Origin of the sequence: Sphingobacterium sp. UBA1897 (genome assembly GCF_002337775.1) — a bacterium.
GTDB classification, from domain to species: Bacteria; Bacteroidota; Bacteroidia; order Sphingobacteriales; family Sphingobacteriaceae; genus Sphingobacterium; species Sphingobacterium siyangense.
In genome coordinates this window covers 248,848-262,543 of record NZ_DDGR01000031.1, presented here as the reverse complement: position 1 = coordinate 262,543, position 13,696 = coordinate 248,848, and the positions used below count along the sequence as shown (strand labels likewise).

The following is a 13,696-nucleotide window of genomic DNA, read 5'->3' as shown; positions in this document are numbered from 1 at the left end:
CACCGCTAAATCTGCTATTAAAATGATTTCAACAGGCTCAAGGGCATCGCATAGATAAAATAGTATGCAAAAAAGTAACAATAGTGTCAGTATCTCCCCTTCCAGAGTTTTAAATTTACAAGCTAACCCTTTCAATTATGAAATATCTTTATTTAATACTCTTCTGTTCGTTTACAGTGTTCTCTTTCGGTCAACCGACACCGGACAACAACCTCCATTTCGATCAGTTAGCTTCGCGGTGGGATGAAGCCATTCCGTTGGGAAATGGTCAATTGGGTGCACTGATTTGGAAAAAAGATAATACGATTCGATTTTCACTTGATCGCGCAGATCTATGGGATGAAAGAAAGGCCTTTGCAATAGAAAACCACAATTTCAATTGGGTCCAACAACAAATAAAAAACAACAGCTATGGCATTGTACAAGAGTGGGGAGACGCTCCTTACGATAGATCCCCCTATCCCACCAAGCTTCCAGCAGCGTCGCTGTTCTTTGACTTAGCGAAATTTGGCCCTGTCGTTTCGAACGTACTTGACCTGGAACAGGCCACCAATATTCTTAAATTCAAAGATGGTCGGATATTAAGAACCTTCATACACGCCTATAAACCCTTTGGCTATTTTGAAATTACAGGAAACAATGTGAGTGAACTTGTTCCTCAATTAATTCCCCATCAATATGAAAATAGCGCAAACAAAGATGAAAACAAAAGCGTTGTAGAAGGTCAAGATTTAGCAAGATTAGGATATAAGCAAGGAAATATAACCAGAACCAGCAATTACGAAGTGCTGCACCAAAAAACTTATGACAATCATTTTTTTGAAGTTGTATTGAGATGGGAAAAAATATCAGCTAAAAAACTGATTGGATATTGGACAATCGTCAACGATCAAAGGGCAAACCCTTCTGAACTTTCCCTCAAAAAATACACCGAAGAACAAGTAAGCCATTTGCATTGGTGGTCAAACTATTGGTCCAAATCAAGTATAACTATTCCTGAAAAAAATCTTGAAAAGCAATATTATCTTGATATGTACAAGCTCGGTGCTGTCGCAAGAGAAGGCGCTCCAGCAATTACGCTTCAGGCCGTCTGGACGGCAGATAATGGTGGCCTCCCCCCTTGGAAAGGAGACTTTCACAATGACCTTAACACCCAATTGAGCTATTGGCCAGCCTATTCGGGGAATAGATTAGCCGAAGCCAAAAGCTATACAGATTGGCTCTGGAAGATCCGCAAAAAAAACCGCGACTTTACAAAGCAATATTTCGGTGTCGATGGGCTGAATGTACCCGGTGTCCTTACTTTAAATGGAGACCCTATGGGTGGATGGATTCAGTATTCTCTTTCTCCTACGATTGGTGCATGGGCGGCCCAACATTTTTATTGGCAATGGAAATATAGTATGGATAAAACCTTTCTAAGAGAACAAGCCTATCCCTATATCATTGCGTCTGCGACTTACCTTAAGAATATAACCACATTAAAAAATGGACTCCGTTACCTGCCTTTGAGTAGCAGTCCCGAATACAACGACAATAGTGTATCAGCGTGGTTTGACAACTGGACCAATTTCGACCTTAGCTTAGCGCATTTTCTATTCCAGGCTGCTACTGAGGTGAGCACAGCAATGGGAAAACCGCAAGAAGCGCAAGCTTGGTTAAAATGTAAGGCCCAACTACCTCATTATGCGACGGATAAAAGCGGACTACAAGTTGCTGTAAATCTTCCAATGAAACATTCCCATCGGCATATGTCTCCCTATATGGCAATTTATCCATTGGATTTATTAGACATCAATAATCCGCAGGAAAAAGAGCTCATCGAAAGTTCCCTAGATCATATTGAAAAACTGGGTACCCGTGCGTGGGTAGGTTATTCCTTTGCATGGATGGCTTGTTTACACGCGCGAGCTAAACAAGGAAAGGAAGCCGTTAGCAATCTTCAAAAATTTGCACAGAACTTTTGTTCCACCAATTCCTTTCATCTGAATGGCGACCAGAAAGGTGGGCAATATTCAGACTTTACGTATCGACCATTTACGTTGGAAGGCAACTTTGCATTTGCGCAAGGAATACACGAATTGCTCATTCAGAGCAAGAATAACTATGTAGAAATCTTTCCAGCCTTACCTGCTGAATGGGCAACAGCATCTTTCAAAAATTTAAGAACGATGGGCGGATTTATCGTAAGCGCTGAGAAAAAAGGAGATAAAATCGTTATGCTGAAAATAACTGCGACCGAAGATGGTACCTTTCGAATTTTTGAACCCAAGACGCTCATGCATGTCAGTACGAAAAAGACCTTACAGAAAGATAACACCATACAATATGTGAAACTAAAAAAGGGGCAAACAGTAAACTTATGTAGTCTATAAAGGCGGTCCCTATGTAAGTTGGAGGCAACTATAAAAAAAGCGTTTCAACCAAGTGTTGAAACGCTTTTTTTAATACTGTTCTGCAATTTATGCGAGTTCAATCAAAAATTCCTCTTTCGGAAGTCTAAATTTTTTCAGCTTCAGCAACCAATCTTGTTCTTCCATCCGATAGCCTAAAGGAAGCATAACTGCACTCTTCAATCCCAGTTTATCTAAACCAAGAAGTTCATCCAATTCGGCATTTGAAAAACCCTCCATTGGAGTTGCATCAACGCCTAATTCTGCAGCCTGAGCAATTGCCAGACCAAAAGCAATATAGGCTTGTTTAGCCGCATGGGCTGCTTGTTGCTCACCGGATAGGCTCGATAACTGTGCTTTCAATCTATTTTTATACTCGTCAGTGGTGTCTAAAGGTAAACCTCTCAACGCATTCATCTTGTCGAAGGTATTATCAATACGTTCGTCCGTATAGCTATCCCATCCTGCGAAGACCAATAAATGTGAGCTATCAGCAACAATTTGTTGCCCCCAAGCCACAGGTACAATTTTTTCTTTTAATTCCTGATTCGTAATCACAATCACACGGAACTGTTGAAGTCCAGACGAGCTCGGAGCCATACGTGCTGCCTCCAAAATCTTATCCAAATCTTCCTGAGCGACCTTTTTTGTAGGGTCGTATTTTTTTGTGGCATAACGCCATTCTAGGGTATCTAATAAAGCCATTTTATTCTAATTTAAATGATCAATAGCAACATCATAAAGTTATGTAAAGATACATAAAAAAATAAATGTCTAAACATCAAAACAAAGGACTAAAACAATAAAAACTAGGGCAAAAACACATTGCTTTTCGGCATTTGTTATTAGACTTTTAATGCCCAAACACAGTATATTTACTTGTAATCGCAAGCAAATGCCTATTTTATTCAATTTTATTAAGACCTTTGTACTGGTTTATATCCGATTAAAACAAAATGACCTTCAATCATTTGTTCCCGGTAGTTATAAATAACAAAATAAAAAACAGAGCTCACCTGCTCCACAATAAAAACATCAGCGATGTCTATAACGAATGAAACAGAACTAACAGGCATACAAAAAGCGAGCGATGCCGTTGCCATCACCTTAAAAGCTATGATAGCACATGCTCAAGTGGGTATGTCCACGAAAGAGCTTGACGAATATGGAGCCGAAATATTAAAAAGCATGGGTGCGAATTCTGCTCCCGCTCTTACCTATGGTTTCCCAGGCTACACCTGTATCAGTATAAACAACGAGTTTTGCCACGGAATACCTACTGCAGAAAGACTATTGCAAGAAGGTGATTTGATCAATATCGATGTATCTGCCGAACTGGATGGGTATTGGGCCGATAATGGTTGTTCCTTTGTTATAGGAAAGGACATATTTCAACACGAAAAATTAGTAAAAGCTTCAAAAGAAATTCTTCAAAAAGCAATCAATAATATTCGTGGTGGTGTGAAAATAGCCGATATTGGGCATCTAATAGAAACTGAAGCGAAAAAAAGAGGCTATAAAGTCATCAAGAACCTTGGCGGACATGGTGTAGGAAAAAGTCTACACGAGGAACCCGATGAATTGCTTAACTATAAAAATCGCTTCGACCAACGAAGATTTCGAAAAAATACCGTTGTTGCTATTGAAACCTTTATTTCAACGACCTCCACATACGCGACCGAACTCAACGACGGCTGGACAATGGTTGGGGACAAAGGTGGATTCATGGCGCAACATGAACATACAATTCTCATTACCGATGGCGCTCCTGTTATATTAACGGCACAGAATGCAATTTACTAAGCAGGAATAAGAAGACACCTATAGGTCTTTTCGAACAAGTTATTGAAAGCTGTCGAAAAGACCTATTTTCTTTAAAACAAGACCTCAAGCTTGCGGTGGCGTACATAGTCCCTTCATCTCAGAACTAGAGGTTGTTATAAAAATTAAGGGGCCTCTCATAACGAGAAAACCCCCAAATAATATATTTTTATGGCTAAATAATTTTTGTCAATACCAAAGACTAATCTTACTGGATAAATGGCTACAGCAGTAAAAGTAGCGTATTTTTCCCAACAAAAAAGTGATGAAAATCACTTTTACCAAAAATTTTATTTCCATTTTCAAAATTCAGCTTCTCTCATAACATCCCCCCCAACTCATCTATTCTCCTTGAACTGTTCTGATTACTGTTTTGATTACTGTTTTGAAAAATACCCAATAACAGAAAACCTTTTTACCATTCAAACACTTCGCCTCCAATCCTTATTCCCTGCTTAGTTGCGGCAATGAACATGAGGCTAAAACGGTACGATAATATTTGTATTTAGGCTGGTGTAACGTATAAAGTTTAGTATTTTTGGTTCATTAAAGTAATCTAGATTGAGAACAATAAAATTCCATAAGGGTGAATGCGGTGTTGAGTTTTTGTTGAATGTCCTCAATGAAAAAGAAACGGATTATACACATCAAGATACTTACCATAAAGATTTTTTTGAAATTCTATTTTTCAAAAAAGCCAAAGGTAGATTAATATTGGGGCAAGAGATCCTCTCCTTGTCCGACAATTCAATCATCTTTATTTCGGCTTTTCAAAAACATACCTGGGAACTGGATCCAGAACACCTTGAATTTACAACATTGATTTTTCAGGAAGACTTTTTGAATGATTTCTTTTCAGATAAACTATTCACATATAAACTATTATATTTCTACCAGCTTAGTTATGTTCCCCAAATTATAGCAGATGACACACATATGTCAAAATTCTGTGGTCTTCTTGCCGAAATTAAACTTGAACTTATCGAAACCCAAGCAGATAGTGCCCATATTATCCGTTCTTTACTTTATTACCTATTGCAGACTTTAAACCGAAAATATGCCCGCTTGAATAAGCTGCCAAACCAAAAAGCGGAAAATAACTTCGCCTATCAATTTAAAGAACTTATGGAACAGTTCATTCGGGAAAAACAACGGGTAAACGAATATGCGACACTCATGGGAATAAGTAGGATTACGTTAAATCAGGCCGTTAAAGCACAGTTTAATACCACAGCGACACACCTACTTCGGCAGCGTTTACTATTCGAGATTCAGGACCTTCTTATCCATTCTGACCATTCCGTTAATCAAATTGCTTTTGACCTTAACTTTTCAGAACCCAATCATTTAATGCGGTTTTTCAAAACTCAAACTGGAAAAACCATTGGTGCATTTATTCAGGAATTCAAAAAATAGATGTTGAATTACATATACAAATTGACGTTATGAAAATCGAGCCGTGCAGATCGGCAACCACATGGCCCAACTTTCATTGAAATCAATGGCGTTCCAAGTACGTCTCGGTGTCCTGAACCTCCGCATAAAAGAATGCCAATGCTGCAAGAAATGCATGCTGAACCTCCAGTGCACCAACTACTGAGCCATTGATCTCAAGATCGCGCGTCGCACAGGCATCATCAATTACCGTACATGGAAAGCCCAAATCGACAGCAGCACGTACCGTGGCATCAATACACATATGGGTCATCATGCCTACGACAACAAGTTCCTCGATCTTATTTTTGCGAAGGTAATCCAATAATTCTGTCTCTCTAAAGCTGTTGGGAAAATGTTTACGTATGACAAGCTCATTTGGCATTGGACTTACGCTTTCATGAATTTCGGCAGCTCTTGTACCATCAATAAAGAATGGCATTGCTTTGGGATCTGAAGAAATATGTTGGATATGAACCACTGGCAATTTTCTTCGCCTAAATTGGTCGATCACTCTTCTTGCATTCTTACCTGCTTTCAACGGATCGACAAGTTCCATTCCGCCATCTTCAAAATACTCATTTTGAATATCAATGACTATTAACGCGCTATTGCTCATCTATTTTATGAATTAAGTTTACACAAAATTAAGGTGGACATGGCGGCGATGAACTACCAATAAATCACCAAATACTACCATTTTGATAAGAGCGACAAGATGGGATCAACTAGGAAGTGATGTAAATGTTTTACATAATTTCGATCAAAAAATCACCAACAAAAGCTAACTTCGCTGCATATACAGATCACAGAGAGGTGATAATTGCAATAATAGATAGCATGGCATTGAAAGAATTACAACACAGCAAAATATATGGCGCAGATAACGGTGGCACTCCATTAATTGTTCTGCATGGGCTTTTTGGTATGGCAGACAACTGGGGATCCTTTGGTCGTAGTTTCGGAGAGAAAAGACAGGTACATTTACTCGATCTTCGTAATCACGGACGAAGTTTCCATAGTGAAGATATGTCGGTGGAAGTTATGGTAGAAGATCTGCTGGCCTATATAACATCCATTGGAGCAGATAAAGTCCTCCTATTGGGCCATTCTTTGGGCGGAAAAGTAGCGATGCAATTTGCTATTGATCATCCCGGAAAAATTGAAAAACTGATCATCGCTGATATAGCCCCAAAAGCTTATCCGCCACATCACGAGGATATCTTCGATGCGCTATCTGCTGTGGATATCACAACACTGGATAACAGGAAAGATGTACAAGTAAAGATTGAACACTATTTGAGTGATCCGGGAGTTATCCAATTTTTATTGAAAAATGTATATATCAGAGAAGATCGGAAATTAGATTGGCGCTTTAATCTGGATGTTTTAAAAAATAAATATACGGAGTTCATCACTGTCGGGGTAAAATCGGGAATATTCAACGGTCCCACATTATTTCTACCTGGAGAGAAATCAAGATATATATTACCTGAAGATAAAATTAAGATCAGGGAACAATTTCCTAATGCCGTGTTTAAAACAATTCCCAATGCCGGTCACTGGGTTCAAGCCGAAAATCCACAGGCATTTGACGCATTTGTTGCCGAGTTTTTAGATCAATAAAATTAGATACATTGAATGTCCGCTCCTACTTGTTGGTCCTTAAAACCGCTCGTAAGGAGCAGACATTCAATACCATTATTTCAACGCCTTTGCGTAGGTCTTTATCGCACGATCACGGGCAAACTGATGGTCAACAATAGGCTTACAATAGTCTAAAGTGTTTAATTCAGGAACCCATTGTTTTATATATTCCTGATTTTTATCGAACTTCTCAGCCTGGAGCGTCGGATTAAAAACCCTAAAATACGGGGCTGCGTCACAACCACTGCCTGCGGCCCATTGCCAGTTACCATTGTTGGCTGACAGCTCATAATCATTTAGTTTTTGTGCAAAGTAGGCCTCCCCCCATCTCCAGTCAATCAAAAGATGCTTACAAAGAAAACTGGCTACGACCATTCGTACGCGATTGTGCATATAACCCGAACTATTCAATTGGCGCATACCCGCATCGACCATAGGATATCCGGTCTCTCCGTTGCACCATTGCTGGAATTCAACTTCGTCGTTTCGCCATTGTATGGCATCGTATTGCTTTCTAAAGGACTCCGTAACAACATGTGGATAGTGATAGAGTATCTGCATAAAAAATTCACGCCAGATCAATTCAGACAACCAGGTCGCATTGTGTTTTAAAGCAAAAGTAACACATTGACGAACACTGATTGTTCCAAAACGAAGTGCGATCCCCAATTTGGTTGTGCCCATTAATGCCGGATAATCGCGGGTGGTATCATAATGGTCAATAATCGTCGCATTCAGCTCTGGTTCTTCAAAAATAAGGTCAGTCTCCAGAAATCCTAAATTCGCCAAAGAAATAATCTGCTGATGGTTCTGCTGAAAGAAAAATCCCGTTGTGTAGGTATTGGAAAGATGGTCCTCAGGACGTAATTTCTCCCGCCATTTTTTTGCATACGGCGTATAAACCGTATAGGGTGTTCCATCATTCTTTAAAATATCTCCTTTATCGAAAATAACCTGATCTTTCACAGCTTTGAAGGGAATTCCCCTAGCTGTACAAAGCTCGAAAATTTCTTTGTCCCGACGAATTGCTTTCGGTTCATAATCCCGATTACAATAGATTCCCTGCACATCGAATTTTTCAATCAACTCCCTGTAGATAGCGATGGGTTTACCGTAGAACGTATTCAAAGTTGCACCACTTTCCCCGAGTAGGGTATTGATACGGGTTAAAGCCTGATGGATGTAATGAAGACGTCGATCCCTCCTATCCTCCAATTGCTTCAAAATTTCTTCGTCAAATATGAATATAGGTAATACAGGATAGCCCGAAGCTAAGGCGCGAGTAAGCCCAGCATTATCATCCAGACGTAGATCCCGACGAAACCAAAATACAATAATTTTATCTTTTTCCATAAAAACGACCAATAGTTGAATTCACTACCCCATATTAACAATTTTAAAGGGTAAAAGGTTAGCTCAATAATTAGGTGAAAATACCTATATAAACAAACTGAACCATCAAAGGTACTCGAAATTCCCCTTGATGGTTCAGCATTGAATAATTTTCTTGTGCTAGTTTTTCAAACTCGCCATGTCAATAACAAACCTGTATTTAACATCGCTTTTCAATAGTCTATCATAGGCATGATTGATATCCTGCATTTTAATCAGCTCTATATCGGATATAATATTGTGTTTACCACAAAAATCTAGCATCTCCTGTGTTTCGGCTATCCCTCCGATCATAGAACCTGAAAAACTCTTACGTGTTGGAATCAGACTAAAAGGAGCCACAGGAAGTGGATGCTCCGGAGCACCAACGAGAGTCAAAGAACCATCTCGTTTCAATAAACTTAAATAGGCATTAATATCATGTTGTGCCGAAACACAGTCCAAAATGAAATGTAATGTTCCTGCATGTTCCTTCATTTGTTCTACATCAGTTGACAAGATCACTTCGTCAGCACCCAAACGTTTGGCGTCATCAACTTTAGAAGCAGACGTTGTAATAACAACGACCTGCGCTCCCATTGCTTTCGCGATTTTGACTCCCATGTGTCCCAAGCCACCTATACCAACTATACCAACTTTTTTTCCTGGTCCCACATTCCAATGCCTCAAAGGTGAATAAGTGGTAATTCCAGCACATAATAAAGGTGCTGTCGCTGCGAGATCCAAATTTTCAGGAATGTGGAGCACAAAATCCTGATCTACTACAACACGTTCAGAATAACCACCAAATGTCTGTTTATTAAGGTGCTTATCGTGTCCGTTGTATGTTTGGATATTTCCATTTTCACAATATTGTTCCAATCCTTCCTTACAACTTTCACATTCGCGACAACTATCGACCATACAGCCTACACCGGCCAAATCGCCAACTTTAAACTTGGTTACAGCGGATCCAACTTTAGTAATTCGACCCACAATTTCATGACCGGGTACATTCGGATAAACGGTTCCGCCCCATTCATTTCGCGCTGTATGTAAATCCGAATGGCAAACTCCACAAAATAAGATATCAATCTCGACATCTTTATCCGTCACTTCACGGCGTTCAATATCCATCTGTTTTAGATCAGCCGTTGGTGCGCTTGTTCCAAAAGCTCTAATTGAAAATGTACTCATACTTGATAAAATTGTTGTTTTCTGTTTTAAATAAATGCATAAAATTCCTATGATACAACACAGATTCCATCCGCACGATAAAATTAACCAATGGATGTAAAAAATGTTTTGAAGGAACGATAGCAAAAGTAAAAAGTAACTTTCAGAATGATTTTGCTACAAAGCTCAAATTCACATTTCTTTACGGCTCATTGCACCTTACTTCAACAGCTGTAATAAGCTAGCTTTGTAAATCGGACAGACTAATCAGTATCCTCGACTTGCACAAATTGCATTGCCAAGCCCTGTTTCTGGCAAATATTCAGAATAGAAAATTCCAGTCGGGTACTAATCCGCAGGACAAGCAAAAATTGCTGGTCATCCAACAATAAATCAATATTTTTTATCTCCGGGAAACTTTGATAGAGAAAATGATAAATCTCGCTGGCTTTCCACTTCAGCTTACGAGATAAAGAATAAACAACTTTATACATATTTAGATTATTTCAAAATTTTAACGGCAATTTGTTGTAATTGGTGGTTCAAAAAACGCATCTGTTTCAGTTCCTCAAAATCACGGGCTAGTCGAACCTTTTTATTTTCATTTTCCAGTGCAAGAGCTAGGCTATCCAAGCGCTCCACATCATTGTGTATCAATAAATAACAATCAATATCTGGATCCAACAACCCCATCATTTCAGGGCGGATTGTTTCCTCTGTCTCCACCATAACCAAAACGCATCTTTCTGATGCAAAGCTATTTACCGACTTTCCTACTTTCGCATTTAACACCATAGTTGTAATCCTGTTTATTGTCTGTATAAAAAAAATCGATCAATCAAAATAGACATATTTTGTATTTTTGTCGAAACCAGTTTCAAAAAAAGAACAATAAATATATATCCTTACTGTTCAAAATAATTACTTCGCGCTACACTCAGAATTGCTAGCGTAGTCCCTTAACACATATACTTGTCAACCAGGAAAGCCTAGCTTCAAAATCTGGAAAACGATCAAAAAGTAAAACTTCCTGCTCAAAACAACGTGATGTTGTCACTAACATTTCGGATAAAAACAGGATATCCTTTTCCTCTAAGGCCTGAATTTCTTTTTTCCTAACGGCTAATTCAATCATTTCACGAATCAACTTAATCTCGTCGTCCAGCATGTAACGTGTTTTCGAAACCATCAAGGCCGGATCGGATTTCATATCTTCGAATGCGAGATGAAAACGTTTCGTAATTAAATTAATCTGACGTAGTTTTGCTTGTAAAAAACCGACTAAATTATCTTCCAGTGAAGCGTCCCTGTTATAAGTTCTACTAGCGACCTCAAACACTTGCTGACATAGATACTCTGCAATCGCATCAAAGACATCCATTTTACTGGTAAAATAGTAATATAAGGTGCTCCGCCCCTTTCCACAAGCTTTTGAAATATCCTGCATAGAAACCCTTGCAAATCCATATGTTTCAAACACTTTCATGGATGATAAGATAATTTCCTCTTTAATATTTTCCTGTTGACCTGTCATTACTCGACAAATCTACAAAAAATGTCGAAAAACCAACTCCCCCAGCCAATTTTTTTTGCTAGGCGTTATAGACGCCATTTTCCTGATCCAGCAAAGGAATTTGCTCCACAGGTTCAATTTTATTCATTTCTCTAGGGTTAAGTGATAAATGGTTCATACCATTTCTCCATATTTTTATTGCATTTTTATCTTCTACGGGATAAATATTATAGATTAAATTTGATTTCAATGCTTTTCGATGGAAATGGACTACGTTTTATGTATAATCTTAGTCAGGTGACTTACATCGGTCAGCCCAAATTCAGCAGCAATTTCCTTTAAGGTAACTCTTCCTACTGCTATTCGTTGACGTATTAATGTACTGCGGTAGTTTTGAATATAGTCCCGTAAGGTAATCCCTGCCTGACGTTTAAAATAAATACCGAGATAATCGTTGGCAATATTAAAGTGCTCCGCCATCATTTGTATCCGCAGACAGTTGGGATCGTAAATATTTTTATGAATATAGCAAAACATAGCCTGCAGATCGCGACTTTTGGTACTACTACGACGCAATTCAGGCATATTTCGCTGCAGAACATGTGCAATACTGAATAATTGCAACCAAATAAGTTCCTGATTTCCGATTTGATCTTTCTTAAATAAAAGGAGTATATCAAAGATCTGTTCTATCACCATCTTATCTTCCCCCGCTAATTGAAACCCCATCTGATGGGTTTCTCTACTTTTTATGATATATTCCAGCTGTTGTATTGCGGGCGTAGCACCCGAAGTGTCACGACCAAGGTAGGCGTCGGTAAATTTAAGATAAACAAAATGTGTGAGTTGTTCGATTTCAAAATAATGCTGATCATCTGGCCCAAGTAGAAAGATCGTTCCTGCCCCGTAGGGAAATGAATGTCCATTAACGATATGTCGTCCGACACCCTCCCGAATAAAAATAAACTCGTAATGATTGTGATTGTGTTCAGGATGGTTCCATTCGAGCATCTTAAATCCTGAAATAAGCACCGGTTCAAACTGACGATAACGTTTCATTTCAGAAATATACATAATTATGTTGGATTTTTACATTAAACCCCACTAGGCTTCCAACTAACTTTGGCTTTATAAATAATAGACAAAGATGAAGACTAGAAAAAACACCGCTTTAGTTGTGGGTGCCAATGGCGTCATAGGCAACAATCTCATAGACTACCTTGAAAAGACGGAAGAATGGGAAATTATAGGTTTATCAAGACGAACAAATGCCGATCGGAATAAGGTTCGTTTTATCGCTGTAGATTTATTAGATATAGCCGATTGTATCAAAAAACTAGGCAACTTGGATTCAGTGACTCATATTTACTATGTTGTATATCAGGATAGACCGACCTGGGCTGAGCTGGTAGAGCCCAATATGAGAATGCTAAGCAATGTTTTGACTGTGGTGGAACCAATAGCAAGTAATCTTCAACACATCAGCTTAATGCAGGGGTATAAAGTATACGGTGCTCATTTGGGCCCTTTCAAGACACCGGCCAAAGAATCAGATGCCGGACATATGCCGCCTGAATTCAATACCAGTCAACAGCAATACCTCGAACAACTGCAAAAAGGTAAGAAATGGACTTGGTCGGCGATCCGTCCGTCCGTTGTTGGTGGAACGGCTCCCAATAATCCGATGAATTTAGCGTTACTCATTGCTGTATATGCATCTATCTCAAAAGAACTCGGTATTCCGCTTCGGTTTCCAGGAAAAATTGGCGCTTTTCAGACATTGATGGAAATGACCGATTCAACACTATTAGCCAAAGCAACGGTATGGGCCTCGACCAATCCACAAGCGGCCAATCAAGCCTTCAACATTAACAATGGCGATCTCTTCCGCTGGAAGGAACTATGGCCCAAATTAGCAGCCTATTTTGATATGCAAAGTGCTGACCCGATCCCGCTATCGCTCGAAACAATGATGGCAGATAAGGAGCCTGTATGGCAAAAATTAAAAGAAGAGCATGCATTAAGCTATAACTATGCGCAGGTTTCAGCTTGGCCTTTTGGCGACTTTGTCTTTTCTTGGGATTATGATTTTTTTGCCGATGGCACAAAGGCAAGACGGCTCGGTTTCCATGAATTTATCGATACTGAACAAATGTTTTATCAGCTCTTTGACGAAATGCGTGAAAAAAGAATAATTCCATAATAGCAAAGACTAAATTTTACCGTCTATTTTTGTAACTTACCTAGCTCAAGCACAACCTTTACTTCATTACAAATTCATCCGGCATCATTTTATCGACTCATAGTCAAAAGGATAGCGGATATTTTGATAAAACAAGCA

Annotated in this window: 13 protein-coding genes; 5 read left to right on the top strand and 8 right to left on the bottom strand. The window is 39.0% G+C overall.

All coding sequences use genetic code 11. The features are described from left to right. The first annotated feature begins 137 nt into the window (after positions 1–137). Positions 138–2,375 (top strand): glycosyl hydrolase family 95 catalytic domain-containing protein, encoded by a 2,238-nt coding sequence (locus B4N43_RS21865; RefSeq protein ID WP_286736192.1) that lies wholly within the window; start codon positions 138–140, stop codon positions 2,373–2,375. 87 nt (positions 2,376–2,462) lie between these two features. Here the strand turns inward: B4N43_RS21865 and B4N43_RS21860 are convergent, their stop codons facing one another. Then, entirely contained in the window at positions 2,463–3,098 is a 636-nt protein-coding gene (locus tag B4N43_RS21860) for an NAD(P)H-dependent oxidoreductase (protein WP_159730838.1), read from the bottom strand. A 336-nt stretch (positions 3,099–3,434) separates the two neighbouring features. Here B4N43_RS21860 and map point away from each other — a divergent pair, with 336 nt between their 5' ends. Then, positions 3,435–4,196, top strand: coding sequence for a type I methionyl aminopeptidase (gene map, locus B4N43_RS21855; RefSeq protein WP_088162047.1), 762 nt, complete (start codon positions 3,435–3,437; stop codon positions 4,194–4,196). Positions 4,197–4,775: 579 nt separating this feature from the next. Continuing rightward, a complete protein-coding gene (locus tag B4N43_RS21850; RefSeq protein WP_198385930.1) occupies positions 4,776–5,630 on the top strand; it encodes a helix-turn-helix domain-containing protein in 855 nt (284 codons plus the stop codon). 82 nt (positions 5,631–5,712) lie between these two features. Here the strand turns inward: B4N43_RS21850 and B4N43_RS21845 are convergent, their stop codons facing one another. After that, entirely contained in the window at positions 5,713–6,267 is a 555-nt protein-coding gene (locus B4N43_RS21845) for a cysteine hydrolase family protein (protein ID WP_286736191.1), read from the bottom strand. Between the two features lie 221 nt (positions 6,268–6,488). Here B4N43_RS21845 and B4N43_RS21840 point away from each other — a divergent pair, with 221 nt between their 5' ends. Continuing rightward, the gene (locus tag B4N43_RS21840) at positions 6,489–7,274 is read left to right on the top strand and encodes an alpha/beta fold hydrolase (RefSeq protein WP_088162049.1); all 786 of its coding nucleotides are present in this window, start codon (positions 6,489–6,491) and stop codon (positions 7,272–7,274) included. A 75-nt stretch (positions 7,275–7,349) separates the two neighbouring features. Here B4N43_RS21840 and B4N43_RS21835 read toward each other — a convergent pair whose 3' ends face one another. The 6 genes from B4N43_RS21835 to B4N43_RS21810 form a co-directional block, all read right to left on the bottom strand. After that, on the bottom strand, positions 7,350–8,648 hold the full coding sequence (locus tag B4N43_RS21835; RefSeq protein WP_286736190.1) for a cryptochrome/photolyase family protein: 1,299 nt from the start codon (positions 8,646–8,648) through the stop codon (positions 7,350–7,352). 159 nt (positions 8,649–8,807) lie between these two features. Next, entirely contained in the window at positions 8,808–9,863 is a 1,056-nt protein-coding gene (locus B4N43_RS21830; RefSeq protein WP_088162051.1) for an NAD(P)-dependent alcohol dehydrogenase, read from the bottom strand. 242 nt (positions 9,864–10,105) lie between these two features. Then, entirely contained in the window at positions 10,106–10,336 is a 231-nt protein-coding gene (locus B4N43_RS21825; protein ID WP_046674596.1) for a hypothetical protein, read from the bottom strand. 7 nt (positions 10,337–10,343) lie between these two features. Next, complete coding sequence (locus B4N43_RS21820; protein WP_286736189.1) at positions 10,344–10,637, bottom strand: hypothetical protein; 294 nt, start codon at positions 10,635–10,637, stop codon at positions 10,344–10,346. A gap of 151 nt (positions 10,638–10,788) precedes the next feature. Next, complete coding sequence (locus B4N43_RS21815; protein ID WP_120332759.1) at positions 10,789–11,376, bottom strand: TetR/AcrR family transcriptional regulator; 588 nt, start codon at positions 11,374–11,376, stop codon at positions 10,789–10,791. A gap of 249 nt (positions 11,377–11,625) precedes the next feature. After that, positions 11,626–12,429 (bottom strand): AraC family transcriptional regulator, encoded by an 804-nt coding sequence (locus B4N43_RS21810; RefSeq protein ID WP_286736188.1) that lies wholly within the window; start codon positions 12,427–12,429, stop codon positions 11,626–11,628. A gap of 73 nt (positions 12,430–12,502) precedes the next feature. Between B4N43_RS21810 and B4N43_RS21805 the strand changes: the two genes are divergently transcribed. Beyond that, complete coding sequence (locus tag B4N43_RS21805; RefSeq protein ID WP_286736187.1) at positions 12,503–13,558, top strand: SDR family oxidoreductase; 1,056 nt, start codon at positions 12,503–12,505, stop codon at positions 13,556–13,558. Positions 13,559–13,696: the final 138 nt, after the last annotated feature.

Coding starts and splice junctions, on each gene's coding strand:
- B4N43_RS21865 (WP_286736192.1), top strand. CDS start 138: ATGAAATATCTTTATTTAATACTCTTCTGTTCGTTTACAGTGTTCTCT.
- B4N43_RS21860 (WP_159730838.1), bottom strand. CDS start 3,098: ATGGCTTTATTAGATACCCTAGAATGGCGTTATGCCACAAAAAAATAC.
- map (WP_088162047.1), top strand. CDS start 3,435: ATGTCTATAACGAATGAAACAGAACTAACAGGCATACAAAAAGCGAGC.
- B4N43_RS21845 (WP_286736191.1), bottom strand. CDS start 6,267: ATGAGCAATAGCGCGTTAATAGTCATTGATATTCAAAATGAGTATTTT.
- B4N43_RS21840 (WP_088162049.1), top strand. CDS start 6,489: ATGGCATTGAAAGAATTACAACACAGCAAAATATATGGCGCAGATAAC.
- B4N43_RS21835 (WP_286736190.1), bottom strand. CDS start 8,648: ATGGAAAAAGATAAAATTATTGTATTTTGGTTTCGTCGGGATCTACGT.
- B4N43_RS21830 (WP_088162051.1), bottom strand. CDS start 9,863: ATGAGTACATTTTCAATTAGAGCTTTTGGAACAAGCGCACCAACGGCT.
- B4N43_RS21825 (WP_046674596.1), bottom strand. CDS start 10,336: ATGTATAAAGTTGTTTATTCTTTATCTCGTAAGCTGAAGTGGAAAGCC.
- B4N43_RS21820 (WP_286736189.1), bottom strand. CDS start 10,637: ATGGTGTTAAATGCGAAAGTAGGAAAGTCGGTAAATAGCTTTGCATCA.
- B4N43_RS21815 (WP_120332759.1), bottom strand. CDS start 11,376: ATGACAGGTCAACAGGAAAATATTAAAGAGGAAATTATCTTATCATCC.
- B4N43_RS21810 (WP_286736188.1), bottom strand. CDS start 12,429: ATGTATATTTCTGAAATGAAACGTTATCGTCAGTTTGAACCGGTGCTT.
- B4N43_RS21805 (WP_286736187.1), top strand. CDS start 12,503: ATGAAGACTAGAAAAAACACCGCTTTAGTTGTGGGTGCCAATGGCGTC.